21 protein-coding genes and 1 pseudogene are annotated in these 25,667 nt (G+C 63.5%); 5 read left to right on the forward strand and 17 right to left on the reverse strand.

All coding sequences use genetic code 11. The annotated features are described in order from the left end of the window. Positions 1–21: 21 nt before the first annotated feature. The 9 genes and pseudogenes from bamA to rpsB all read right to left on the reverse strand — a co-directional run. On the reverse strand, positions 22–2,502 hold the full coding sequence (bamA, locus tag VGE08_RS23535; RefSeq protein ID WP_331070374.1) for an outer membrane protein assembly factor BamA: 2,481 nt from the start codon (positions 2,500–2,502) through the stop codon (positions 22–24). A 103-nt stretch (positions 2,503–2,605) separates the two neighbouring features. Next, positions 2,606–4,006 carry an RIP metalloprotease RseP gene (gene rseP / locus VGE08_RS23540; RefSeq protein ID WP_331070375.1) on the reverse strand — a complete coding sequence of 467 codons (1,401 nt, stop codon included), beginning with the start codon at positions 4,004–4,006 and terminating at the stop codon, positions 2,606–2,608. Then, positions 4,003–5,214 carry a 1-deoxy-D-xylulose-5-phosphate reductoisomerase gene (gene ispC, locus VGE08_RS23545; RefSeq protein ID WP_331070376.1) on the reverse strand — a complete coding sequence of 404 codons (1,212 nt, stop codon included), beginning with the start codon at positions 5,212–5,214 and terminating at the stop codon, positions 4,003–4,005. Before ispC ends, rseP begins: the two co-directional genes overlap by 4 nt. Continuing rightward, complete coding sequence (locus VGE08_RS23550; protein WP_331070377.1) at positions 5,211–6,014, reverse strand: phosphatidate cytidylyltransferase; 804 nt, start codon at positions 6,012–6,014, stop codon at positions 5,211–5,213. The genes ispC and VGE08_RS23550 overlap by 4 nt, the downstream gene beginning before the upstream one ends. After that, positions 6,014–6,751 carry a polyprenyl diphosphate synthase gene (gene uppS / locus VGE08_RS23555; RefSeq protein ID WP_331070378.1) on the reverse strand — a complete coding sequence of 246 codons (738 nt, stop codon included), beginning with the start codon at positions 6,749–6,751 and terminating at the stop codon, positions 6,014–6,016. The genes VGE08_RS23550 and uppS overlap by 1 nt, the downstream gene beginning before the upstream one ends. 124 nt (positions 6,752–6,875) lie before the next feature. Then, entirely contained in the window at positions 6,876–7,433 is a 558-nt protein-coding gene (gene frr, locus VGE08_RS23560) for a ribosome recycling factor (protein WP_331070379.1), read from the reverse strand. Positions 7,434–7,551: 118 nt separating this feature from the next. Beyond that, on the reverse strand, positions 7,552–8,289 hold the full coding sequence (gene pyrH / locus VGE08_RS23565) for a UMP kinase (RefSeq protein WP_331070380.1): 738 nt from the start codon (positions 8,287–8,289) through the stop codon (positions 7,552–7,554). 200 nt (positions 8,290–8,489) lie between these two features. Then, positions 8,490–9,389 (reverse strand): translation elongation factor Ts, encoded by a 900-nt coding sequence (gene tsf / locus VGE08_RS23570; RefSeq protein WP_331070381.1) that lies wholly within the window; start codon positions 9,387–9,389, stop codon positions 8,490–8,492. A gap of 277 nt (positions 9,390–9,666) precedes the next feature. Then, positions 9,667–10,401, reverse strand: a pseudogene (gene rpsB, locus VGE08_RS23575) (30S ribosomal protein S2); the annotation flags it as partial. Between the two features lie 344 nt (positions 10,402–10,745). Between rpsB and map the strand changes: the two are divergent. The 4 genes from map to dapD all read left to right on the forward strand — a co-directional run bounded on the left by map (position 10,746) and on the right by dapD (position 16,465). Next, on the forward strand, positions 10,746–11,513 hold the full coding sequence (map, locus tag VGE08_RS23580; RefSeq protein WP_349258791.1) for a type I methionyl aminopeptidase: 768 nt from the start codon (positions 10,746–10,748) through the stop codon (positions 11,511–11,513). A gap of 157 nt (positions 11,514–11,670) precedes the next feature. After that, positions 11,671–14,367 (forward strand): [protein-PII] uridylyltransferase, encoded by a 2,697-nt coding sequence (gene glnD, locus VGE08_RS23585; protein ID WP_331070383.1) that lies wholly within the window; start codon positions 11,671–11,673, stop codon positions 14,365–14,367. Continuing rightward, positions 14,364–15,563 carry a succinyldiaminopimelate transaminase gene (dapC, locus tag VGE08_RS23590; protein WP_331070384.1) on the forward strand — a complete coding sequence of 400 codons (1,200 nt, stop codon included), beginning with the start codon at positions 14,364–14,366 and terminating at the stop codon, positions 15,561–15,563. Before glnD ends, dapC begins: the two co-directional genes overlap by 4 nt. An 83-nt stretch (positions 15,564–15,646) precedes the next feature. Then, on the forward strand, positions 15,647–16,465 hold the full coding sequence (dapD, locus tag VGE08_RS23595) for a 2,3,4,5-tetrahydropyridine-2,6-dicarboxylate N-succinyltransferase (RefSeq protein WP_331070385.1): 819 nt from the start codon (positions 15,647–15,649) through the stop codon (positions 16,463–16,465). Between the two features lie 91 nt (positions 16,466–16,556). Here the strand turns inward: dapD and phoU (VGE08_RS23600) are convergent, their stop codons facing one another. The 5 genes from phoU (VGE08_RS23600) to VGE08_RS23620 form a co-directional block, all read right to left on the reverse strand. Then, positions 16,557–17,291 (reverse strand): phosphate signaling complex protein PhoU, encoded by a 735-nt coding sequence (gene phoU / locus VGE08_RS23600; RefSeq protein ID WP_331070386.1) that lies wholly within the window; start codon positions 17,289–17,291, stop codon positions 16,557–16,559. Positions 17,292–17,309: 18 nt separating this feature from the next. Then, positions 17,310–18,107 carry a phosphate ABC transporter ATP-binding protein PstB gene (pstB, locus tag VGE08_RS23605; protein ID WP_414717531.1) on the reverse strand — a complete coding sequence of 266 codons (798 nt, stop codon included), beginning with the start codon at positions 18,105–18,107 and terminating at the stop codon, positions 17,310–17,312. A gap of 158 nt (positions 18,108–18,265) precedes the next feature. Beyond that, positions 18,266–19,216, reverse strand: a complete 951-nt coding sequence (gene pstA, locus VGE08_RS23610) for a phosphate ABC transporter permease PstA (protein ID WP_331070388.1) — start codon at positions 19,214–19,216, stop codon at positions 18,266–18,268. Positions 19,217–19,339: 123 nt separating this feature from the next. Further along, entirely contained in the window at positions 19,340–20,272 is a 933-nt protein-coding gene (gene pstC / locus VGE08_RS23615) for a phosphate ABC transporter permease subunit PstC (protein ID WP_331070389.1), read from the reverse strand. Between the two features lie 116 nt (positions 20,273–20,388). After that, complete coding sequence (locus VGE08_RS23620) at positions 20,389–21,393, reverse strand: PstS family phosphate ABC transporter substrate-binding protein (protein ID WP_331070390.1); 1,005 nt, start codon at positions 21,391–21,393, stop codon at positions 20,389–20,391. A 257-nt stretch (positions 21,394–21,650) separates the two neighbouring features. Here VGE08_RS23620 and dapE point away from each other — a divergent pair, with 257 nt between their 5' ends. Next, complete coding sequence (dapE, locus tag VGE08_RS23625) at positions 21,651–22,796, forward strand: succinyl-diaminopimelate desuccinylase (RefSeq protein WP_331070391.1); 1,146 nt, start codon at positions 21,651–21,653, stop codon at positions 22,794–22,796. A gap of 99 nt (positions 22,797–22,895) precedes the next feature. On the opposite strand, the gene VGE08_RS23630 is transcribed toward dapE, so the two are convergent. The 3 genes from VGE08_RS23630 to VGE08_RS23640 all read right to left on the reverse strand — a co-directional run bounded on the left by VGE08_RS23630 (position 22,896) and on the right by VGE08_RS23640 (position 25,617). Further along, positions 22,896–23,402 (reverse strand): disulfide bond formation protein B, encoded by a 507-nt coding sequence (locus VGE08_RS23630; protein ID WP_331070392.1) that lies wholly within the window; start codon positions 23,400–23,402, stop codon positions 22,896–22,898. A gap of 3 nt (positions 23,403–23,405) precedes the next feature. Continuing rightward, positions 23,406–24,155: a phosphate signaling complex protein PhoU gene (gene phoU, locus VGE08_RS23635; RefSeq protein ID WP_331070393.1), complete on the reverse strand. Its 750-nt coding sequence runs from the start codon at positions 24,153–24,155 to the stop codon at positions 23,406–23,408. Between the two features lie 100 nt (positions 24,156–24,255). Next, positions 24,256–25,617: a putative porin gene (locus VGE08_RS23640; RefSeq protein WP_331070394.1), complete on the reverse strand. Its 1,362-nt coding sequence runs from the start codon at positions 25,615–25,617 to the stop codon at positions 24,256–24,258. Between the last annotated feature and the right edge of the window lie 50 nt (positions 25,618–25,667).

Here is a 25,667-nt window from a genome sequence, read left to right on the forward strand (position 1 = left end):
GCGACGCCCGTCAAACACCCGTCAAAACGCTTGTCCGATCGAGAACTGGAAGCCCTCGGTCTCATCCCCGTAGCGATCGGGCGTGTCGCCACTGAATTTCTTGAGCGGCACCGCGTAGCTGAACCGGAACACGCCCAGCGGCGCCAGCCACTGCACGGCAATGCCGGCGGACTGCCGAAGCTCATCATAACTGAACCCGTAGTCGACTTCCCGCGGCGCCTGGTTCTCGGCGAGCTGCGGGCCGAAGAACTTGATGTTCTGGTCCGAGAATACGTTGCCGATGTCGTAGAACAGGCTGAAACGGGCGCTGTTGCGCCACTTTTCCGGCATGGGCAGCAGCAGCTCGGTCTGCGCAATGGTCTTGATATTGCCGCCGTAGGGCCGGCCGAAGTTGTCCTTGGGACCGAGCCGGCTCTCGCGGAAGCCGCGCACCGAGTCCGGGCCGCCGCCGAAATATTGGCGGTACGGCGGCAGCGCCGTGGTGTCGCCCAGGGCTTCGCCGTAGGCCAGCTCGAGGTTGAACATCAGCGTAAAGCTGCGCCAGATGGGCACGAACTGCAGGTAATCGTACGACGCGGTCCAGAACTCCACGTCGCTGCCCGGGATCGTGTAACCGACGTTGAAACGATGGCGCGCACCGCGATCCGCGAAGATGGCGCGATTGCGCGAATCGTAGCGCCAGCCCAGATTCAATTCGAGCGTATCGAAGTCGCTGCTGTACAGGAAGTAATCGCCGTAGCTGAGGCCGGGGGCGCAGATACCGTCACTGAGCAGGTCCACGCAGCGGGTCCGGGAATCGCCGTTCGAGCGCACCCAGTCGGTGGCCTGCTGGGCGCTGCCGGTCTGACTGGTCACCAGCTCGGCGCGCTGCGCCGAGAGACCGACGCCCAGATACTGGTACTCGGTGATCGGCCAGTCGTAGTTGATGCCGAGCGTGATGGTCGTGGTATCGAAATCCGAGGTCGCCGAGGTGAACTGCGTGACATCGCGATAGCCGGCCGAGATGGTTCGCTGCACTTCGTCGATGGTGGTGTACCGGTCGGTGTGCGAGAAGCTGAACGCCTTGGCGTAACGGCCGGAGTTGATCTCCATGGCGATGCGGTTGCCGGTGCCCATGAAGTTCGAGTGCACGAAGCTGCCGTTCAAGATGATGGACTGCGACTCGGAGTAGCCGATGCCGCCGCCGAACTGGCCGGGCAGGCCCTCCTCGATCTCGAAATCCACGTCCACCAGGTCGGCCGCGCCCGGCACCTGGTTGGTCTCGACCGCCACCTTCTGGATGAACGGCAGGCGCTGGATGCGCTGCTTGGAACGCTCCACCGCCGAGTTCGACAGATACGCGCCTTCGAACTGGCGCATTTCGCGGCGGAACACCTCGTCGTTCACGCCCGAGGTGCCGTTGAAGTTCACCCGGCGCACGTACACGCGGTTCTTCGGATCGACCACGAACGTCAGCGAGATTTCCTTGGTCTCGTTGTTCGGCGTCGGCACCGGATCGACGGTCGCGAACGCGTAGCCGTCCACGCCCAGGCGCAGCTTCATCGCCTCCTGCGTGGCGGTGATCTTGCGCAGCGAATAAGTCTCGCCGGGCTTGAAGAAGATCAGCCGGCGCAGCTCCGACTCCGGCACCACCATGTTGCCGGCCATCTTGATCTCGGAGATCTTGTACACGTCGCCTTCATCGACGTTCACCGTGACGAAAATGTCGTCCTTCTCGGGCGCGATCGCCACTTGCGTCGACGTCACGTGGAAGTTCGCATAGCCGCGGTCCATGTAGTACGAGCGCAGCTTTTCCAGGTCGCCCGACAGCGACTCGCGCGAATAGCGGTCGTCCTGCTTGTACCAGGACAGCCAGTTGGGCGTGTTGAGCTCGAACTCCTCGCGCAGTTCCTCGTCGGTGAACGCAGTGTTGCCGGCGATGTTGATCTGGCGAATGCGCGCGCGCTTGCCTTCGTTCACGTCGATGGTCAGCTTGACCTTGTTGCCCGGCACTTCCTCGACCTTGGTCTCGACGCGCACCGCGTACTTGCCGCGCGAGAAATACTGGTCGGTGAGATATTGCTTGACCTCGTCCAGCACCGACTGATCGAAGGTCTTGCCGGTGGCGAGGCCGACGTTGCGCAGCGACTTCTGCAGGTCCTCGGTCTTGATGTCCTTGTTGCCCTTGATCTCGAAGCTCTCGATCGAAGGACGTTCCAGCACCGCCACCACCAGCGTGCCGCCGTCGCGGCGAATCTCGACATCGCGGAAGAAGCCGGTGTTGTACATCGCGCGCAGGGCTTCCTGGACGCGGCGCTGGTCGATCCGGTCGCCGATGTTCACCGGCAGGTAGTTGTACACCGTGCCTTCGGAGATGCGCTGCAGGCCCTCGATACGAATATCGCCGACCGTGAAACTCTCGTCCGCCGCCTGGCCGACCTGGGCCGCGGCCTCGCCCTGCCAGACACCCGGCAACGCGCCCGCCGCTGCGACCGCGAGCGTCGCGTGGATGATGGACTTCAACCGCATCAGCCCTGTGCCCCTATTTTATCGTTCGCCATATTTGTCTTGTGCGGGTTCATCTCGAGCGGGCCGCTGCCCGCCGCCTGTCTGTTCAGCATCAGGGTCAATTCAAATGCCGCGCGATGTCGTTGTAGAAGGCCAGTGTCATCATCAGGATCAACATCGCGATACCGATCTGCTGCCCGAGCAGCTGTGCACGTTCTGAGACCGGCCGGCCCTTCACCAGTTCCGCCAGCTGATAAACGATCTGGCCGCCATCCAGGATGGGAATGGGCATCAGGTTGAGCACGCCCAGGCTGATGCTGATCAGCGCCAGGGTGCTCAGGAAGATGCGCCAGCCCTGTCGCGCGGCGAAACCCGTGGTCTCGGCGATACTGATGGGACCGGAAATCGCCTTCAATGACACATTGCCGGTGACGATCCGGCCGACGATGCGCAAGGTGAACAGCGAGGTGTCCCAGGTCTTGGCCGCCGCCTGGCTGATCGAGCCGAGCACGCCGTACTTCTGCAGCGTAAACAGGTCCTGCGGGGTGCGGCCGGTCTCGATGGGCTGGTTCACCGGCGTCACGCCGATCAGGCCGACGGTGCGTCCGCCCGAAGTGGTCTCGCCAATGGTGATGGGCACGCTCATCGCCTGGCCATCGCGCTCGATTTCGAGCGTGACGCTGCGGCCGGGGTTGGGCTTCACCTGGCGCACCAGTTGATTGAAATCCGCGACCGGCTGCTGGTCGACCGCGAGAATCTTGTCGCCGGGCTGCAGGCCGGCTTTGGCCGCCGCGCTGTCCGGCATCACGGTCGCGACCACGGCCGGCACCTTCGGTTGCCAGATATCGAAGCCCAGTCCCGGCAACAGCGCTTCGGGCTGTGTCAGCTCGCGGCTGCGATCGCCAGCGATCAGCGCCAGATCGCGCTCGCTGCCATCGACGCCGCGCACCCGCATTTCAATCGTGCCGTCGTCGGTGAGGTCTTCGATGATGCCGAGCGTGGCAGCTTCCAGCGTTTCGGTGGGCTTGCCGGCGACCGCGATGATCTGATCCTCGTAACGCAGGCCAGCGCGTGCGGCGATGGAATCCGGAGTCACCTCGCCGATGATCGGGCGCAGCGCGGGCACGCCGGCCGTGAACAGGATCCAATACAGAAACACCGCGAAAATCAGGTTGAACATCGGCCCGGCAAGCAGCACGGCGATGCGTTTCCACACCGGCTGGCGAGTGAACGCCCGCGGCAGCTCCGCGTCGGGTACGTTGCCTTCGCGCTCATCGAGCAATTTCACATAGCCGCCGAGCGGAATGGCCGCGATCACATATTCGACCCGATCCGGGTCCTTGCCGGTGCGTCGCCACAGCGGCTTGCCGAAGCCGATGGAGAAACGCAGCACCTTGATGCCGAGCCGGCGCGCGACCCAGTAGTGCCCGAACTCATGCACCGCGACCAGCACGCCGATGGCGACGATGAACGCGGCGATGGCGATCAACACTTCCAAGGGACTGTTGGTGGAAATCATGCACACACTCCCGCGGCTGCCCGAAGCGCCGCATGCGCCTCGCGGCGCGCCCAATCATCCGCGCTCAACACGTCGTCGAGCGAATCGGCCGCTGTCGCCGGGTGACGCGCCAGCACGCGCTCGATCACTTCCGGAATCTCCAGGAATGACAACCGGCCCTGCAAAAATGCTTCGACAGCGACTTCGTTGGCTGCGTTCAACACCGCGGGCGCCGTTCCGCCCGCCTCCGCCGCCGCGCGCGCCAGCCCCAGGCACGGGAACCGGGTCGCGTCGGGCGCTTCGAAATCCAGCCGCGCGGCCCGCAGGATATCCAGCGATTCTACACCGGAGGCAATCCGCTCCGGCCAGCCGAGCGCATGGGCGATCGGTGTGCGCATGTCTGGATTGCCCAGTTGCGCCAGCATCGAGCCGTCGATGTATTCGACCAGCGAGTGCACGATGCTCTGCGGATGGACCACCACCTCCACCTGCGCCGGCGGCAAAGCGAACAGCAGGCAGGCTTCGATCTGTTCCAGCCCCTTGTTCATCAGCGTGGCCGAATCCACCGAGATCTTGCGACCCATCACCCAACGCGGGTGGGCGCAGGCTTGTTCGGGCGTGACGGCGCGCAGCGCGCTGGCCGGTGTGCGCAGGAAAGGTCCGCCGGAGGCGGTCAGCAGCACGCGGCGCACATCGGTGCGGGTGATGCCGGCTCGAGTCGAGCCTGGCCCGCTCATGCATTGGAACACCGCGTTGTGCTCGCTGTCGACGGGCAGCAGCGTGGCGCCGCCCTCGCGCACTGCCTGCATGAACAAGGGCCCTGACATGACCAGCGCTTCCTTGTTTGCAAGCATGATCCGTTTGCCCGCCCGGGCGGCTGCCAGGCTGGAGCGCAGTCCGGCCGCCCCGACGATGGCGGCCATGACGGCATCGGCCTGATCATGCGCGGCGACTTCAGCGAGCGCCGCTTCGCCAGCCAGCACCTTTGTTTTGGAGCCTGCGGACTGCAGTTCGGCAGCGAGTCTGGCCGCGGCCGCGGCGTCGACCACAACGGCAAATTGCGGACGATGTGCAAGACATTGCTCACGTAAGCGAGCGACGTTCTGGTGCGCACTGAGCGCGAAGACCTCGAAGCGCTCGGGGTGGCGAGCCAGCACGTCCAGCGTGCTCAAGCCGATGCTGCCGGTGGACCCGAGCACCGCGACGCGCATGCGGGCCTGGCCCGTCATCGCAGCAACCCCAGGCACTCCAGGCCGATCACGAAGACCGGCGCGGCGGCGGTGAGGCTGTCGACTCTATCGAGCACGCCGCCATGCCCCGGCAGCAGGCTGCCACTGTCCTTGAGGCCCGCGTGACGCTTGAAAAGACTCTCGGTCAGGTCGCCCACCACCGACGCGATGGCGACCACGATGCACAACGCCATGAACGGCACGGTATCCATGCTGAACCACCATACGCCCACCGCGGCCATCAGCGCCGCCGCCAGCAGGCCTCCGCCCACCCCTTCCCAGGTCTTGCCCGGGCTGACCCGCGGGGCGAGCTTGTGTCTACCGAATGCCCGGCCGGAGAAATATGCGCCAATGTCGGCGGCCACCACCAGCAGCAAAAGAAACAACATCAGCTGCGGTCCCCGGGCGGACTCGCCGTGCAGGCGCACCAGGGCCACCCAGACCGGCACGAGTGCGAACAGGCCGGCGATGGCCGCGGTGGCGCGATTCACATTGGCCGGAGCGATGGCGATCCACAGCAGCGCCAGCACCCACCAGAGGAGCGCCGCATACAGCAGCAGGTTCGACTCGCGACCGTCGACACCGGCATACCAGAGCGCCGCCACGCAAGCGGCGATGAAGACCACGTAGGCCAACCGGGCCGAAGCGTGCGTGAAGCCGGGAAAGGCCGACCATTCCCAGGCGCCCGCCGCCGCCAGCACCGCCAGCACCGCGGCAGTGACTGGATGGGGAACCCAGAGAATGACCAGCAGAACGAAGGGAGCCAGCACCAGCGCCGTGATCACCCGCTGGCGGAGCATCAGCGTGCCCCCGCCTGGCCCGGTGTCAGGCCGAAGCGCCGTTGCCGGCGCGAGAAGAACTCGATGGCCAGGTCCAGGTCTTTCACGCCGAAGTCCGGCCACAGCGTGTCGCAGAAGTAGAGCTCGGTATAGGCGAGATTCCACAACAGGAAGTTGCTGATGCGCTGTTCGCCGCCGGTGCGAATGAGCAGATCGGGATCGGGCAGTTGCGCCAGCTGCAGATGCGCGGCCACCGCCGATTCGTCGATTGCATCGCTGCGTATCTCACCGGCGGCCGCGCGCCGGGCCAGCTCGCGCGCGGCCGTAGCGATGTCCCAGCGTCCGCCATACGCGACCGCGATCACCAGCGTCATGCCCGTGTTATCGGCGGTCAATCGCATGGCTGCTTCCATGCGCTCGCGCAACGCCGCCGACAGCTGCGACAGGTTGCCGATGAAGCGTATCTTCAGGCCGTTGCGATGCAGGCCTTCGACTTCTTCGTCGAGCGCTTCGAGGAAACGATTCATGAGCATGGACACTTCTTCGCGCGGCCGCTGCCAGTTCTCGCTGGAGAACGCGAACAAGGTGAGCGCTTCGATGCCGCGCTGGGCGCAGCTCTCGACGATCTGCTTCACCGAGCGCACGCCCATCCCGTGGCCCGCGGTGCGCGGCAACGCGCGAGCCGCGGCCCAACGGCCGTTGCCATCCATGATCACCGCGATGTGCCGCGGGATGCCGCCGGAGCTTGGATTCTTCACTCTTCAATCCCAGGCACAGGGATGTGCCCGCCGCCACAGGTGGCGAGCGCTGGGGAAAGGTCACGCCTTTTCTCCAGCGCAACAGCGCGAGTGGCAGGATGCCCGAGTCGCTGTTCCATGATGATCAGATCTGCATCAGCTCTTTTTCTTTTTCCTGCAGCACCTGCTCGATCTCGGCAACGTGCTTGTCGGTGAGCTTCTGGATTTCGTCCTGCGCGCGCCGCTCGTCGTCCTGCGACAGCAGCTTCTCCTTGAGCATGTCCTTGATCTCGTTGTTCACGTCGCGACGCACGTTGCGAACCGCGACGCGCGCGTTCTCCGCTTCGTGGCGCACGACCTTGGTGAGATCCTTGCGGCGCTCTTCGGTGAGCGGCGGCATCGGCACTCGGATCACCGTGCCGGCGGTGTTGGGATTCAGGCCCAGGTCGGATTTCATGATGGCCTTTTCGATCGCCTGCACCATGGTCTTCTCCCACGGCGTCACGGTGATGGTGCGCGCATCTTCCAGCGCGATGTTGGCTACCTGGTTCAGCGGCACTTCGTTGCCGTAGTACTCGACGCGAATGTGCTCGAGCAGGCTCGGATGCGCCCGTCCGGTGCGCAGCCGCTTCAACTCGTTACGGAATGCGACGACGCATTTCTGCATGCGCTCGACGGCATCTTTCTTTACGTCTTCCAGCATGGTCGTTCTCCTAACCAGCGGTTGGTGGTTAGCGGTTGGTGGTTAGTTCAGAAGACCATCCCGGTAACCCGGCTCTGTATATCTGACTAACCACCAACCGCCAACCGCTAACCGCCTCTTAGCCGTTGGTTACCAGCGTGCCCACGTCTTCGCCGCGCACGATGCGCAGCAGCTCGCCGGGGGTGTTCAAGTCGAATACGCGCAGCGGCAGATTATTGTCGCGGCACATGACGATGGCAGTCGCGTCCATCACGTTGAGGCGGTCCGTCAGCACCTTCTCGAAGGTCAGGCGCGAGTAGCGCGTGGCGTGTGGATTCTTCATCGGATCGTCCGAGTAGATGCCGTTCACCTTGGTGGCCTTGAGCAGCAGGTCGGCCTCGATTTCGATGGCGCGCAACGAAGCGGCCGTGTCGGTGGTGAAGAACGGATTGCCGGTGCCCGCCGCCAGGATGCAGACCCGCCCTTTTTCCAAGTGCCGGACCGCGCGGCGGCGAATGTACTCCTCGCAGACTTCGTTGATCCGGATCGCCGACATCACGCGTGCGTACATGCCCAGCGCTTCGACCGCATCCTGCATGGCCAGAGAGTTCATCACCGTCGCCAGCATGCCCATGTGATCGCCGGTGACGCGGTCCATGCCGGCTCGTGCCAGGCCCGCGCCACGGAAGATGTTGCCGCCACCGATCACCACCGCCACCTGCATGCCGAGGCTCATCACCTCGCGGATCTCCATGGCCACGCGCTTGAGCATCTTCGGATCGATGCCGTAGTCCTCCTCGCCCATCAGCGCTTCGCCCGAGAGCTTGAGCAGGATGCGGCGCAGGCCATTGCCGGGCGGGGAACTGGTAGCTGCCATAAAACCCTTCGTTCAGATAAAGCTGCCGGCCATTATAAAGAACCCCGCACAAGGCGGGGTTCTAACTCGGGATCGGGCATCCTGCCACGACTTTCGTGCGAGTTGGCAAAAGCCGTGACTCTTGCCGCCTCGCCGCCGCCTGCGGCGGCGGGGTACATCCATGTACCCGGGATGGCTCGATATGCCACCAGGGTCAGAGTTCAGGCCTTCTTGGAGCTCTCGACCTGCTTGCGCACTTCCTCGGCGAAATCTTCCTGCTTCTTCTCGATGCCGGCGCCGACCTCGTAACGCACGATGGACAGCACTTCGCCGCCCGCCTTTTTCAGGTACTGCTCCACCGTCTGCTTGTCGTCCTTGACGAACGGCTGGCCCAGCAGCGTGATCTCGTTCAGCCACTTGCGGACCTTGCCCTCGACGATCTTTTCCAGCAGCTCGCGCGGCTTGCCGGCGTTCTTCGGGTCCTGCGCGGCCTGCTCGATGAACACGCTCCTTTCCTTGGCGACTTCATCGGCCGGCACTTCGGCGGCCGAGACGCGGGCCGGATTGATCGCGGCGACATGCATCGCGAGGTCCTTGGCCACGGCATCGTCGCCGGACTTCATCGCAACCACGGCACCGATGCGGGTGCCGTGCAGGTAGGTGCCGACCACGGCCGGGGCCTCGATCACCTGGAAACGACGCACGGTGATGTTCTCGCCGATCTTGGCGATCAGCTCGCGGCGAGTGTCTTCGATGGACTTGCCGCCGTCGATCGGCAGCGAGCCCAGCGCATCCACGTTGGCCGGATTCTTTTCCAGCACCGCCAGCGCGACCGCGTTGGCGAAGTTCTGGAAATCCTTCTCACGCGCGACGAAGTCCGTCTCGCAGTTCACTTCGGCGATGGCGGCACGCTTGCCGTCGGCCGAGCGCTCCAGAACGATCACGCCCTCGGCGGCAATGCGCGAAGCCTTCTTGTCGGCCTTGGCCAGGCCGGCCTTGCGCATCGCTTCGGCGGCGGCGTCCAGGTCGCCATTGGCTTCGACCAGCGCCTTCTTGCACTCCATCATGCCCGCGCCGGTTCTCTCGCGCAGGGTCTTTACTGCTTCAGCTGTAACGGCCATGAATCAATTACTCCGTCGGCGTGTCGCTGGCAGCCGGGGTCGCGGCAGCACCGGTCGGCTTACGCTTGGCGAGCGCGGCCTGACGGCGCGCCATGAACTCTTCGGGAGACACGTCGCCTTCGACGTCGTCGACCTCGGCAGCCACCACTTCCTCGACCTGCCCTTCAGGCAGCTTCTCCGGCGCGCGCCGGCGGGTCGGGGTCTTCTTCTTGACCGACGCGGAAGGCCGGCGATCGCGACGCGCGGCAGGCGCGCCCGCAGCCTTCGGCTTCGGCTTGCCTTCCTCGTCCAGCTCGACGAACTCGTCTTCGCCAGCCGGCACTTCGGGCTGCGCCGAACGGCCTTCCAGCACCGCGTCCGCGATGCCTTCGGCGTACAGCTGGATGGCGCGCATGGCATCGTCATTACCCGGCACGACGTAATCGACGTCGTCCGGCGTGCAATTGGTATCGACGATGGCGACCACCGGGATGCCCAGCTTCTTCGCCTCGTGAATGGCGATCTTTTCGTGACCCACGTCGATCACGAACAGCACGTCCGGCAGCGACTCCATCTCCTTGATGCCGCCGAGGCTGCGCTCGAGCTTCTCGCGCTCGCGGCGCAGGCCCTGGGCCTCGCGCTTGCTGTGCTGCTCGAGCTGGCCGTTGGTGGCCATCTCATCGAGCGTCATCAGCCGCTTGATGGAACCGCGCACGGTCTTGAAATTGGTGAGCATGCCACCCAACCAACGGTGGCTGACATAAGGCATGCCGGCGCGCAGCGCGGCCTGCTTCACAGCCTCGCGGGCGGAACGCTTGGTGCCGACGAACAGCACCCGGCCGCCGTCCGCCACGACCTGGCGGATGAAAGCCGCCGCTTCCTGATACAGGGGCAGCGTCTTTTCGAGATTGATGATGTGGATTCGGTTACGTTCGCCGAAGATGTAGGGAGCCATCTTCGGGTTCCAGAAGCGGGTTTGGTGTCCGAAATGAACGCCCGCTTCCAGCATCTGTCGCATGGACACGCTGGTCATCGCAAAACTCCTAAGGGGTTGAGCCTCCACCTGCCCCATGTGACGACCCGTACATTTTGAGTACAGGCACCCCGTCGCATGTGTCGGTCAGGTGTGAGAAATCAGGTTGAAAACAGTTAAAACCAGAGAGATTCGTTGCCAAAAAAACGCGCGCTTTATACCATAAACTCCATGATCATTCACAAATTTTTCCGTGGCCCCGGTTCGCGCCCCTGCCGGGCTGAGCTGACCGGCACGCGCGCTGGCGCAACCCCATGATGCGCGGGCTGTTGCAATCGCTGAACCGGCGCGTCTCGGGTACCGAGGAAAGCGCGGCCGCCTCCCTGCCTTCCGCCCCACACTCCATGCAGGTGACGATCAAATCCCCTTCCGAGCAGGAGGCCATGCGTGTCGCCGGCCGCCTGGCGGCGGACGTGCTGGACATGATCGGGCCGTTCGTGGTTCCTGGGGTCACCACCGAGGAGCTCAATGCCCGCTGCCACGACTACATCGTCAATGTGCAGAAGGCGATCCCGGCACCCTTGAATTATCGAGGCTTCCCGAAGTCGGTCTGCACCTCGGTGAACCATGTCGTCTGCCACGGCATCCCGAGCACGGACAAGCGTCTCAAGCAGGGCGACATCATCAATATCGACGTGACCGTCATCAAGGACGGCTGGCACGGCGACACCAGCCGGATGTACACGGTCGGCAAGATCGCGCCGTCCGCGCAGCGGCTCATCGACATTACCCATGAGGCCATGTGGACCGGCATCCGGATGATCCGTCCTGGTGCACGCCTGGGCGACCTGGGCGCCGCCATCCAGGCGTTCGTCGAGCCGCAACACCTGTCGATCGTGCGCGAGTATTGCGGACACGGCATCGGCCGAATCTTCCACGAAGATCCTCAAGTGCTGCATTATGGCGAGCGAGGCCGCGGCATCGAGCTGGTCCCGGGCATGACCTTCACGGTCGAGCCCATGGTGAATGCCGGCAAGCGTCACGTGCGGCTGCTGCCCGACGGCTGGACCGTCATCACCAAGGATCATTCCTTGTCCGCGCAATGGGAACACACAGTCCTCGTGACTGACACCGGCTACGAAGTGCTCACGCTCGGCGCGGCCCAGCGCTGAGTACAATAGTGAGGATTACAGCGGTACTTACCGGGCGCTGCCCGGGTACAGGGAAGTATCCCGCCGCCGCAGGCGGCGAGCAGCAAAAAGTCACGCCTTTTTGCTCGCTCGCACGAGGGTCGTGGCAGGATGCCCGATCCCGAGTATTTAATGGGTTATGCCGGTAATTACTCCCGATGACTTGGACGATCTCGCCGCCACGCAGGCGAGCGATCCCTCCTGGGACTATCTCTCCTCGTTGCAGTCGACGCTCGCGGCGCATCCGCGCGAGGTCAACACTTTTCGCAATGCCCTGACCGAAGGCGACAACCGCCTCAAGCAACGTTTCCTGGATGACGAGCCGGTCGAGCGCCTGGTGCGCGACCGCGCCCGCCTGGTCGACGCATTGTTGAAAACCGCGTGGTCGATGCACGTCGGCGAGCATGTGCGCGACGTGGCGTTGATCGCCGTCGGCGGTTACGGCCGCGGCGAGCTCAACCTGTGCTCCGACATAGACATCATGATCCTGCTGCCCAAGAGCGAAGCCGCTCCGTGGCAGGGCTCGCTGGAAAAGTTTCTCACCTTCATGTGGGACATCGGTCTGGAAGTGGGCCACAGCGTGCGCACCATCGACGACTGCCAGCGCGAGAGCGCGGCCGACGTGAGTGTCGCGACCACGATGATCGAAGCACGCCTGCTGCAAGGCCCGGAGCAGCTCTTCGAAGCCATGCGCCGCGCGCTCGCGCCCGAGCGCGTCTGGCCGACTCGCGATTTCTTCGAAGCCAAGGTCAACGAACAGACCGCGCGCCATCACCGCTATTACGACACCGCCTACAACCTCGAACCCAATGTGAAGTCGAGCCCCGGCGGCCTGCGCGACATCCAGACCATCGGCTGGGTCGCCAAGCGGCATTTCGGCGCCGAATCGCTGGACGAGCTGGTCGAGCACGGCTTCCTCACCCGCAGCGAGCTGCGCAAGCTGAAAACGGCGCAGGCCTTCCTATGGAAGATCCGCTTCGCGCTGCACGTGCTGACCGCGCGCCGCGAGGATCGTTTGCTGTTCGATCATCAGATCCGGCTCGCCAAGATGTTCGGCTACGAGGACGCGACCTACACGCTCGCGGTCGAACAGTTCATGCAACGGTATTACCGCACGGCCATGGACGTGAGCCTGCTGAACGAAATGCTGCTGCAGCTGTTTCGCGAAGCCATCACCGATTCGAACGAACCGCCGGTGCCGGTGAACGCGCGCTTCCAGATCAGGAACGATTTCCTCGAAGTCACCAGCGAGGACGTGTTCGACCGCTATCCCTCCGCCATGCTGGAGCTGTTCGTCATCATCGAGCAGAACTCGGAGAAGATCCGCGGCGTGCGCGCCTCGACCATCCGGCAGCTGACGCGGCACCTGTGGTTGATCGACGAAGAGTTTCGTCAGCACCCGCGCAATCATCGCTTGTTCTTCGAGATCCTGAGCGCGCCCGTGGGAGTGACCCACGAGTTGCGCCGCATGAACCTGTACGGCGTGCTCGGCCGCTATATTCCCGCGTTCGGCCGCATCGTCGGCCGCATGCAATACGATTTGTTTCATGCGTACACCGTCGACGCGCACACGCTGTTCGTAGTCAGCAACCTGCGTCGGCTGGCGATGCCGAAGTACGATCACGAGTTCCCGGCGTTGTCGCGCATCATGCAGTCGCTGCCCAAGCCGGAGCTGGCTTACCTGGCGGCCATCTTCCACGACATCGCCAAGGGCCGTGGCGGCGATCACTCCGAGCTGGGCTCGGTGGACGCCGAAGCGTTCTGTCTCGAACAAGGCTTATCGCGTTACGACGCGCGCCTGGTCGCATGGCTGGTGCGCAATCACCTGGTGTTCTCGGTTACCGCGCAGAAAAAAGACATCTCGGATCCAAAGGTCATCAACGAGTTCGCCAAGCACGTCGGCGACCAGACGCACTTGGATTACTTGTATGTGCTGACGGTGGCGGATGTTCGTGGCACCAATCCAAAGCTCTGGAACAACTGGAAGGCATCGCTGTTCGCAGAGTTCTATGAGCGCACGCGGCAAGCCCTGCGCCGCGGCCTCGAAAGCCCGCTCGACAAGGACGAGCTGATCGCCGAAACGCAGGCGCGCGCGAAAGATCTGACCGCCCTCGCCGGCGTCGGCGACCTCCTGCGCCAATCGGTCTGGCAGCGTTTCACGGTCGATTATTTCCTCCGGCACACGCCGGAAGAAATCGCCTGGCATACGCAGATGCTTTCGGAACGTGACAGCAATGATCAGGTGTCACTCGTGTCCGTGCAGCAGCTCTCGGGGCGCGGCGGCACGGGTATCTCGACGTACACGCCGCAGACCCAACACAGCTTCGCGCGCACCACTGCCGTGCTCGACCAACTCGGCCTGAACATTGTCGATGCGCGCATCACGCCGACCGCCGATGGCTTCAGCCTAGACGTGTATCACGTGCTGGAAGACACCGGCGCCGAAATCACCGATCCCGCGCGCATTCGCGATATCGAGCAGCAGCTCTCGCATGCACTGGCAAAGCCGGATAACGTCGCGGTGACAGTCACCCGGCGCGCGCCACGCCAGGTGCGCATGTTCACGACCGCAACCCAGGTCACGTTCAGTGAAGACCCGGTGAATGGTCGTACCATCGTCGAAATCATTGCCGGCGACCGTCCGGGTCTGCTCTCGCAAGTGGCCCAGGTGTTCATGAACGAGCACGTGAGGATCTATACCTCCAAGATCATGACGGTCGGCGAGCGCGCCGAAGACGTGTTCTATGTCACCGACGACGCCGGCGGGCCGCTGAACGAGCAGGCCAAGCAACAGCTGGCGCAAAAAATCACCGAAACACTCGACCGCCGCGTATGAATCCCGCTCTGAACAAGCTGCAGCCGTATCCCTTCGAACGGCTGCGAGCGCTGCTGGCTGGTGCACAGCCGCCCGCCGGCCTGTCACACATCGCCATGTATATCGGCGAGCCGCGTCACCCTGCTCCACCGCTGGTGGTCGAGGCCCTGACCGCGAACATGACGGGCCTTGGCAGCTATCCGGCCACTGCAGGCATTCCGCAGTTGCGTGAGGCGATCGCGAACTGGCTGACTCGTCGGTTCAAGTTGCCGAACGGCTCGCTCTCGGCCGAGAGCATGGTGTTGCCGGTCAACGGCACTCGCGAAGCGTTGTTCGCCTTCGTGCAAGCGGTCACCGATCCCGGCCGGCGCCCGCTGATGGTCATGCCGAATCCGTTCTATCAGATCTATGAAGGCGCGGCGTTGCTGGCCGGGGCCGAACCGTACTTCATGCGCAACGACGCGCAGCACGAGGCATTGCCGGATCTGGACAGCGTGCCCGCCGAGGTCTGGGATCGTTGCCAGATCCTGTTCCTATGCTCGCCCAGCAATCCGACCGGCGCGGTGGCCAGCATCGAGTATCTGCAACACGCGCTGCGGCTCGCCGAGCGTCACGACTTCGTCATTGCCTCCGACGAGTGCTACAGCGAGATCTACTTCGACGAAGCAAAGCCGCCGGCAGGACTGCTGCAAGCAGCTGCGGCCGCGGGCCACACCTCGTATGAACGTTGCGTCGTATTCCACAGCTTGTCGAAGCGCTCCAGCGTGCCCGGATTGCGCTCGGGATTCGTGGCCGGCGACGCGAAAGTACTCAAGTCGTTTCTGCTCTATCGCACCTATCACGGGTCGGCCATGCCGCCGCCGGCGCAGTTCGCGAGCATCGCTGCTTGGAACGACGAGGCTCACGTCCTCGAGAACCGCAACTTGTATCGACAGAAGTTTGCAGCGGTGCTGCCCATCCTGCGCGAAGTCATGCCGGTCGAGATGCCCGAGGCATCGTTCTACCTGTGGCCGCAAGTCGACAACGACGAGCGCTTCACACGCGCATTATTTGAACAGCAGCACATCACGCTGTTGCCGGGTAGCTACATCGCGAGACCGACACCGGAAGGCAGCAATCCGGGCCGCGGACGCGTGCGCATTTCGCTGGTCGCAACGGTGCCCGAATGCGTCGAGGCGGCCTCACGCATTCGCGAGTTCGTGAAGAACGGCCGCTGACCGCGAGTCGACGAGCAAAACGATCACAAACCGACCACTGACTTTAGTCATAGTCGGCCGCCCATTTAAGCTACAATGTATACATGACCGAGCTAGCCAAGATCATTGACGCCGCCTTCGAGCGTCGCGCCGAATTCAATCCCAAGAACGCGCCCACCGAAATCCGCGGAGCCGTGGAGCAGGCCCTGACCATGCTGGACACGGGCAAAGCCCGCGTTGCCGAAAAGCGCGACGGCCAATGGCATGTGAATCAGTGGCTGAAGAAGGCCGTGCTGCTGTCGTTCCGGCTCTACGACAACCGGCCCATGGAAGCGGGCTTCACGCAGTTCTTCGACAAGGTGCCGTTGAAGTACTCGGATTACGACGAGGCACGCTTCCGTGCCGAAGGCGTGCGCGTCGTACCGCATGCCGTCGTTCGCCGCGGCGCCTTCGTGTCGCCGAATTCCGTCCTGATGCCCTCCTACGTCAACGTCGGCGCTTTCGTCGGCGAAGGCACGATGGTGGACACCTGGGCCACGGTCGGCTCGTGCGCCCAGGTCGGCAAGAACGTCCACCTCTCCGGCGGCGCCGGCATCGGCGGCGTGCTCGAGCCGTTGCAGGCCAATCCGACCATCATCGAAGACAACTGCTTCATCGGCGCGCGCTCTGAAATCGTCGAGGGCGTGATCGTCGAGGAAGGCGCGGTGATTTCGATGGGCGTGTTCATCGGCGCCAGCACCAAGATCTACGATCGCGAGCGCGATGAAGTGACTTACGGCCGCGTGCCCGCCGGCGCTGTGGTCGTCGCCGGCTCGCTACCTTCCGCCAACGGCAAGTGCGCGCTCTATTGCGCTGTCATCGTAAAGCGAGTCGATGCGCAGACCCGTGCCAAAGTCAGCCTGAACGAGCTGCTGCGCGACTGAAGGAAAGTGGTTGGCGGTTAGTGGCTAGTGGTTAGTCAGAAGCTGCGATAGCAACCGTTATTCTGTCTAGCTACTAACCGCTAGCCACTGATCACTTCTCTGGCGTGCCGGCCTCGGCATGCTTCTTCTGGTGCCGGACATCCTCGCCACTGGACACGAACACGACCTGCTCGGCAATGTTCTTGGCGTGATCGCCAATGCGTTCCAGCCCCTTGAGGGCGAAGACCGTGTCAATGGTCGCGCCGAGAAAGCGCGCGTCCTGCATGACCAGGGACATGATCTGCCGCAGGGCCGCCGCGAATTCATCATCGAGCTCTGAATCGCGGGCGCTGACCTGGCGCGCCATGTCCGCGTTGTTTTCATCCAGAGAGCGCACGGCATCGCGAAGCATGCCCGTCGTGAGCTCCGCCATGTGGCGAAGGAAGCGCGCCACCGCGAGTACCGGGCCTTGCGGCTCGCCGGTTGCGACCCGGGCGGCAAACTTTGCGATCTTCTTCGCTTCATCCCCGGCCCGCTCCAATTCCACCGTGATGCGTGAGACCGCCTTGGCCATGCGCAGGTCGCCGGCCATGGGCTGATGTAGCGCGATCAGACGAAATGCTTCGCGGTCGACGAAACGCTCCAGCTCGTTGACCTTCTCTTCGCGGGACAGCACCAGCTCCGCGAGCGACGCATCGCCATCGAGCAGCGCGCGCACCGCCGAGGACACCTGATCGATCACCAGCCCGCCCATCCCCACGATCTGCAGCCGCAGATCGGACAGCGCCGCATCGAAGGCTCTGGCCGTGTGACCTTCGACGGGATCGGGCAGCTCCGTGGGAGTCATGGCCGCACCCCCGGATCTCTAGCCGTAACGGCCGGTAATGTAATCTTCGGTCGCCTTCTTGCGGGGATTGGTGAAGATCTTGGCGGCCTCGTCGAACTCGATGAGCTCGCCGAGATACATGAAGGCGGTGTAGTCGGACACGCGCGCTGCCTGCTGCATGTTGTGAGTCACGATCAGCACCGTGACCTGGTCGCGCAACGTGGAAATCAATTCCTCGATCTTGGCCGTGGCGATCGGATCGAGTGCCGAGGTCGGCTCGTCGAACAACAGGATCTCCGGCGTGGTCGCCAGCGCGCGAGCGATACACAAACGCTGCATCTGACCGCCGGACAGCGCCAGCGCCGAATCCTGCATGCGATCCTTCACTTCATCCCACAAGGCCGCGCCGCGCAGCGCCTTCTCCACTTCTTCGGCGAGCATCGCGCGATTGCGCACGCCACGCAGACGCAGACCATACGCGACGTTCTCGAAAATGGTCTTGGGAAACGGATTGGGCTTCTGGAACACCATGCCGATGCGCATGCGCACTTCGATGGGATCGATGCCCGAGCCGACCAGATTGATGTTGTCGGGGTGCAGAGTGATGCTGCCCTCGTAGCGCGTGTCCGGCTGCAGATCGTGCATGCGGTTGAAGCAACGCAGGAACGTGCTCTTGCCGCAGCCCGACGGACCGATCAGCGCCGTGACCTGTTTGTCCGCGATGGGAATGGAAAGGTTCTTCAGCGCGCGATTCTGGCCGTAATAGAAGTTCAGGTTCTCGACCTGCGCCTTGACGCTGGTGATGGCGCGCGCCTGGCGAGTGTCGTTCACCGCGATCGCCACCCGAGGCGGCGCCGCCCCCACCGCTGGTTGGCTGGAGCGGGCGGGTTCTTCGTTACGCAAGACAGTCTCCTGGCCGTTGGCGCCTTGCTGGCCCGCGGCTGATTTTACAACGCGCGGCGCCGGGCCCGGTTGGGTAGTGGTTTCCATGGGGCTCACCAGTTGATCTTTTTACGGAAGCGGTAGCGGATCCAGATGGCTACCGCATTCATGATCAGGGTCATGCCGAGCAGGATGGCGCCGGCCGCCGCGGCGTTGGCCTGGAACGCCTGGTCCGGGCGCGACACCCAGTTGAACATCTGGATGGGCATCGCGGTGAACGGATCCTTCAACCATTGAAACGAAATGAACGGGAATTCGCTGGTAATGGGCGAAGACGGCAGGAAGGCGATGAAGCTCAGCGCACCAATGGTGATGATGGGCGCCGTTTCGCCGATGGCGCGCGACAGGCCGAGGATCATGCCGGTGAGAATGCCGCCCGTGGAATACGGCAGCACGTGATCCTTGGTCACTTCCCAGCGCGTCGCGCCCAATCCATAGGCCGCCTCGCGAATCGACTTCGGCACGGCACGGATCGATTCACGCGTGGCGACGATGACGATGGGCAGAATCAACAGCGCTAGCGTAAGGCCCGCGGCGGCGATGCTCTGCCCCAGCCCGAACTGATACACGAACAAGCCCAGCGCCAGCAGGCCGTAAACGATCGACGGCACACCGGCGAGATTGGTGACGTTGATCTCGATGATGGCGGTGAACCAGTTCTTTGGCGCGTACTCTTCGAGATAGATCGCCGCGGCCACGCCCACGGGCACCGCGCAAAACGCCGTGACCAGCATGATCAGCGATGTGCCGACCCAGGCTCCGAGAATGCCCGCCCGCTCGGCACGGCGTGACGGGAAATTGGTAAAGAAGTCCCAGCCGAAGCGTGAGGCGCCGTCGCTCACCAGGTCCAGGAACAGCACGGCGAGAATACCGAGACAGGCCAGCATCAGGATCAGGCCGACCAGCACGAACACCTGATCGAGCAGCTTGCGCCGCGACAGCCCGGTGCGAATCGAATCCGGGTTCAGGTACGCGGGCAACTGCGAATTGGGAACGGTAGCCATATTAGTTAACCCCAGGCACAGGGATGTGCCCGCCGCCGCAGGCGGCGAGCGCAGCGGAAAAAGTCGCGCCTTTTTCCGTCTGCGCAACAGCGCCAGTGGCAGGATGCCCGAGTCGCTGTTCCATCAATACGCCTCGCGGAACTTGCGGGTCAGCGAGAAGCCGATCACGTTGAAGAACAGCGTGATCAGCATCAGCACCAGGCCGGCGGCAAAGATGCTTTGATAACCGATGCTGCCATGGGGCAGATCGCCGAGGCTGACCTGCACGATGTAAGCCGTGATGGTCGCGGCCTGCTCGCGCGGATCGAAAGTGAAGTTCGGCTGCATGCCGGCGGCGATGGCGACCACCATGGTCTCGCCCACCGCTCTCGAAATGCCGAGAATGAAAGCCGCCGCGAGACCGGAGAACGCGCCCGGCACGACCACGCGCAATGCCGTTTGCAAACGAGTGGCCCCCATCGCGTAGGAACCTTCACGCATGTAGCGCGGCACGGCCCGCATCGCGTCCTCGCTCACCGACGCGACGTAAGGAACGATCATCAGGCCGATCACCAGGCCGGCGCTCAACATGTTGAAGCCGGGCAGCTCGGGGAAGATCTTCTGCAACAACGGCGTGACCATCAGCAGGGCGAAGTAGCCGTACACGACCGTCGGCACCGCGCCCAGCAATTCCAGAATCGGTTTGACCGTTTCGCGCAGCCGGTACGATGCGAATTCGCTCAAATAGATCGCGATGATGGTGCCGACCGGAACGGCCACGAGCAGCGCCACGATGGTAGTGGTGAGCGTGCCGGCGACCAGCGGCAGGATGCCGTAGTGCGCGTCGGCGAACAGCGGCGTCCACATCGTGTCGGTGAGGAATTCCTTGAGTGAGACGTGCTCGAAGAACGCCGCCGATTCGATCAACAGAATGGCGACGATGGCCAGCGTGGTGAACACCGCCACCAGGCCAGCCGCGAGCAGCAGGGTTTCGATGATGCGGTCGCGGATCTTGCGGTAGCGCAAGCCGCTACGCGAGATCAGCTGTTCGGATTTTGTCGCCGCAGTGGAAGCCATAAATACCCGGCCCGCGAAAAGGGCGCATTGTAGTGGCATGGCGCCCCCGATCCCAGAGTTTGACCCACTCCCGCAGCCGTACCCGGTCCCGTCGTGGGCCCCTACCCGCTTGATTTTCAGAGCTTGCCCTCGCGAGCCAGCAGGCTCTCGATGGTGACGCCCACCTCCGGCACGCCGCCGAACACCGTGCCCAGCTTGCCGTCGGCGAAGTGCTTCAACGCCACTCTGTAAGCCTCGGCCGGCAGCGGGACATAACCCACTTCCTTGGCCAGCTCGGCACCTTCGGTGAGGTAGCACTGGATGAACTCCTTTACATCGGCACGCGCGGCGGCGCTCTCGCGCACATAGATGAAGAGCGGGCGCGACAGCGGCTCGTACAAGCCGTCGTTCACGGCCTGGATGCTCGGCAGCACTTCCTTGCCATTGGCATTGACGATGGGTACCGCGCGCATCTTGTCCTTGTGCGCGATGTAGTACGCGTAACCGAAATAGCCGATGGCGTTCTTGTTGCTCTCCACGCCCTGCACCAGCACGTTGTCGTCCTCGCTGGCGGTGTAGTCGCCGCGGCTGGCTTTCGCCTTGCCGTTCACGGCCTCGGTGAAGTAATCGAATGTGCCTGAGTCGGCGCCCGGACCGAACAGCACCAGCGGCTGCGCGGGCCACTCGGGCCGCACCTGGTTCCACTTGGTGATGCGGCCCTGCGCCGAGGGCTCCCACATCTTCTTCAGGTCAGCGGCGGTCAGCGACTTCACCCAGTTGTTCTGAGGATTGACCACGACGGTCAGCGCGTCGAACGCCACAGGCAGTTCAATGTACTTGATGCCCGCGGCCGCGCACGCCTGCATTTCTTCCTTCAGGATGGGGCGCGAAGCGTTGGAGATGTCGGTTTCGCCGCGGCAGAAGCGCTTGAAGCCGCCACCCGTGCCGGCGATGCCGACGGTGACGCGCACCTTGCCCTTCTTGGAAATCTGGAATTCTTCCGCGACTGCCTCGGCGATCGGGAACACAGTGCTGGAGCCATCGATCTTGATGACGTTCTGCGCATGTGCGAACTGCGGCGCGCCGAGCGCCACGAAGCTGGTCAGGACCACCGACACGCCCAACTGGTGCCACAACTTCATTGCTTCGAACCTCGTTCATCCAAGAGGAACCGTTTGCCTACGGGGCGGCAGTGTGACGAGCTTCGATGACAGTGGTGTTACAGCCGGCAACGTTGCCGCGCCGAGTCGTTTTGAAGGCGTAACGCGAGTTGGCGAGGCCGCGCGAAATCGCTGGCGGTGTAACCACTTACAGAACACACTTGCGAGCAGGGGCCTGGGTGGCTATAAGACCGCGCCGATTCCCATCCCTCCCGCGTCGCATTCCTGGAGCTCCTGCCTTGCCGACTCACGCCGACGACCCGACTCTGCTCCTGACCCAGGACCTCATTCGTCGTCCCTCGGTCAGCCCCGAGGATCAGGGTTGCCTGCAGCTGATCGGGCAGCGCCTGGAAGCGGCTGGCTTCCGGCTGGAGCGCATGCCGTTCGGCCCAGTGGAAAATCTCTGGGCCTTGCACGGCACCGAGCGTCCACTGCTCTGCTTCGCCGGTCACACCGACGTGGTGCCCACCGGGCCGCGCGAGGAATGGGTGACCGATCCGTTCGAGCCGGTAATCAAGGACGGCATCCTGTACGGCCGCGGCGCCGCGGATATGAAGAGCGGCCTGGCCGCCATGGTCACCGCGACCGAGCGCTTCGTCGCGAAGTATCCCGATCACAAGGGCACCCTCGCCTTCCTGCTGACCAGTGACGAAGAAGGCCCGTCCGTCGACGGCACTCGCCGCGTCATGGAGGTGCTCGAGGCGCGCAACGAGAAGATCGATTACTGCGTGGTCGGCGAGCCCAGCAGCACCAACGTGCTCGGCGACGTGATCAAGATCGGCCGCCGCGGCTCGCTGTCCGGCAAGCTGACGGTTCACGGCGTCCAAGGGCACGTTGCCTATCCGCACCTGGCGGACAATCCGGTGCACGCCTTTGCCCCGGCGCTTGCGGAGCTGGCGTCTCGCACCTGGGACAAAGGCAACGAGTTCTTTCAGCCCACGACCTTCCAGATCTCGAACATCAGCGCCGGCACCGGCGCGCCCAACGTGATTCCCGGCGAGCTGAAGGCGCGCTTCAACATCCGCTTCTCCACCGAGCAGACCGTCGAAAAGCTGCAGTCAACCATCACCGAGATCCTGAACCGGCACAAGGTGAACTACACGCTGGAGTGGTTCGTGTCGGGCTTGCCGTTCTTCACGGCACCAGGCGCGCTGTCGCAGGCCGTGGTGCAGGCGATTCAGGAACAGGTGAATCGCACGCCGGAGCTGTCCACCACCGGCGGCACGTCAGACGGCCGCTTCATCGCGCCCACCGGCGCGCAAGTCGTCGAGCTCGGCGTGATCAATGCGACCATTCACAAAGTGAACGAGAATGCGCGCGTCGAAGACATCGTGAAACTGTCGGCAATGTACGAGCGCATCATGGAGCTGATGCTGACAAGATGAGGCACGAGAAGTGACTAATGACTGGTGACTAGTGAATGGTCAGAAAGCCGGAGGGTGCACCTTCCGATCTCTGACTATTCATTAGTCATTGGTCACCGTTCACTTCCAGGGCTTGGCTCGGGCCACTACGTTCACCAGCACGGCCCACACGCCTAGTACCACCAAGGAGATCAGCACCCACCACGGCATGGACAAGCCGAGCAAGGTCCAGTCGACCTTGCCGCATTCGCCCGAACCGGTGAGCACTTTGTTGATGACTTCGGTGACCGGCAGGATTTCCAGCAGATAATTCAGGTCCGCGCCGCAGGCGGCGACGCTGCCCGGCGGTTGCGCCTGGATCCAAATGTGCCGCGCCGAAATGCCTATGCCAACCAGCGCGGCCAGATCGATGAGCGCACCGTAAGCAATCGCGCCCTTCCGCGACGGGTTGTGAAGCGCGGCGATCAGAAACAGCACGCCCACCACGATCACGGCGACGCGCTGAAAGATACATAGCGGGCACGGCGCCAGTCCGAGCACGTGCTCCGCGTACAGCGCGTACGCCATCAGCGCCACACAGGCGAGAAAGCCCAGCGCGTTACCCGCGCGACGGTTGATTGTCAGCATGGATTAGTGCGCGGGAGGTTCGCCCTGTTCACGCTGCGAACGCGATTGCAAATGCCTTTCGACGTCCTCCATCGACAGATGGCGGATGTCCTTGCCGTGAACCATGTAGACCACGTACTCGCAAACGTTCTTGGCGTGATCGCCGATGCGTTCGAGCGCGCGCGCCACCCACAACACGTCCAGGGCACGGCGGATGGTGCGGGGATCTTCCATCATGAACGTGATGCATTGACGCTGGATGGCCTCGTATTCCTCGTCCACCAGCCGATCCTTCTTCGCGATGGCTACCGCCCCCTCGGGGTCCAGGCGCGCAAATGCGTCAAGCGCCTCGTGCAGCATGTCGCCGACGAGCCGGCCGAGGTGCTTGATCTCGCGATAGCGATCCGCCGGTCGTTCCACCGCCGCGAGACGCGAGCCGATGTAGCCGATTTTTTCGGCCTCGTCGCCGATGCGCTCCAGGTCGGTGATGGTCTTGATGACCGCCACGATCAAGCGCAGGTCCGACGCCGCCGGGCTACGCGTTGCCAGGATGCGGCTGCAGTCGTCGTCGATGGCCACCTCCATGGCGTTCACCTTCTGATCGCCGCGCGCCACCTGCTCGCCCAGCCGGCTGTCGCCCTGAACCAGGGCCGCGACCGCCTGCTTGAGCTGCTCCTCCACGAACCCGCCCATCTGCAGGACGTTGGAACGCACGCGCTCCAGGTCGTCGTTGTAGCGACTCAGGATGTGGTGCGACAGATCGGACTTTTCCATAAAAATTCACCTGTTAGAGGCTCAGGCTGTATACCCGTCACAGCCATCGGCCGCAAGATGCGTCCTGCCTTGGACCGCACCCGGCGCCGAAAATTGCACCTTAGAATTTCACATTGAAGTCGACCTGCAGACGATCGTAGTCGACCCCGGTCTGGCCGGCGCCGTTCGGCACGTCGACATTGCGCTTGCTGAGAATGTAAGTCGCATTGAGCGCCCAATTGCGAACCGGCGCATAGCCGGCGCGCAGCATCCAGCCCTCGGTATCGGTCACGCCGCCGCCAAGATCCGAATCGATCAGCTGGCCGAACAGCGAGTCCTTCTCGATGAGGTGGTAGGAGGCCCCGAATTCCCAGGTGCGATAGTTGGATGCCTTGCCGAACAGCACGCCCGCGGCCCAGGCGGTGTCCAGATCGTTCGGGTCCTGGTTCTGCGCCACGTCCGCCCACAGCTGCAACGGCAGCTCACCGAGCAGAGCGTTGAATTCGGCGCTGAGATTGATCACCTGGAAATCGTAACGAAGCACCGAGGTGCTGGTGGTGCCGCTGACGAGAGTGTCCGTCGAATTGCCGTTCGAGTTGCCGTTGTAGAACGGCGCACGCCCCTGGCCCGCGCTCAGATCATAGTAATGCGCGGCCAGCATCAGAGTGTTGGCACCGATCGGCAACCGCGTGCCGATCTGCAAGCCGTGCAGCATCGTGTCGGCGGTGCGGCTGGTCTCCGGGCCGGACACTTCGTTGATCCAGTAGTTATAGGCGGTGCCGAACAGCATGCCGCTCTGGAATCCGACCGCCAGGCCTTCGGGATTGACGTCATTGTCCCAGAACAAAGTCTGCCCCGGCTTCACGAACGGCTGCTTCATCTTGCCGCCGACCAGGTTGCCCCAGCTGGCGAATTTCCAGCCGAAGTAGGCGGTGTCGAGATCGATGCTCTTGCGCGAGAACGAACCGGTCAGCGACTGATTCGAGGAGCGTGGATCGCCGTTCTCGGTGGTAGCGAAGCCGATGCCGACGGTGATGTTGTCGGTGGCCTTCACCGTTGCATTCAAACGTGCACGCACTCGATCGCGATAGCGATCGGCGGTCTGCACGCCGCCGTTCAATGTTTCATCGCTGATCATTTCGTAGCGATAGCGCAGGTCGCCGCTGATGGCGACCTTGCTCGCCCAGTCGGCACCTTTCACTTTGCCGACCTCCATCGCTTGTTGCGCGGTTTCCTTGCGCAGGCCGCGAGCCTCGCTCTTGAGGTATTCAGCGTTCGCTTGCAGCTTCTCGTCCGCGGCCTTGAGGCTCTCGTTCTCCGCCTCGAGCGCGACGTTCTCCTGCTCGAGCTTGTCGACTCGCTGCATCAGCGCTTCGAGTTGCTCGCGAATCTGCGCCAGTTCATTGGAGCTGGCGGCATGTGCGCCCATAGACGTCGTGGACAGTGCAGCCGTCACAGTGGCCGCAAGGACTAGGTTCTTCACGTGCGCTCTCCATTGGATTGTTGCGGATTCGCCGGGGAGCGTTATACGGA

The organism is Steroidobacter sp. (genome assembly GCF_036406195.1).
GTDB lineage: Bacteria > Pseudomonadota > Gammaproteobacteria > Steroidobacterales > Steroidobacteraceae > Steroidobacter.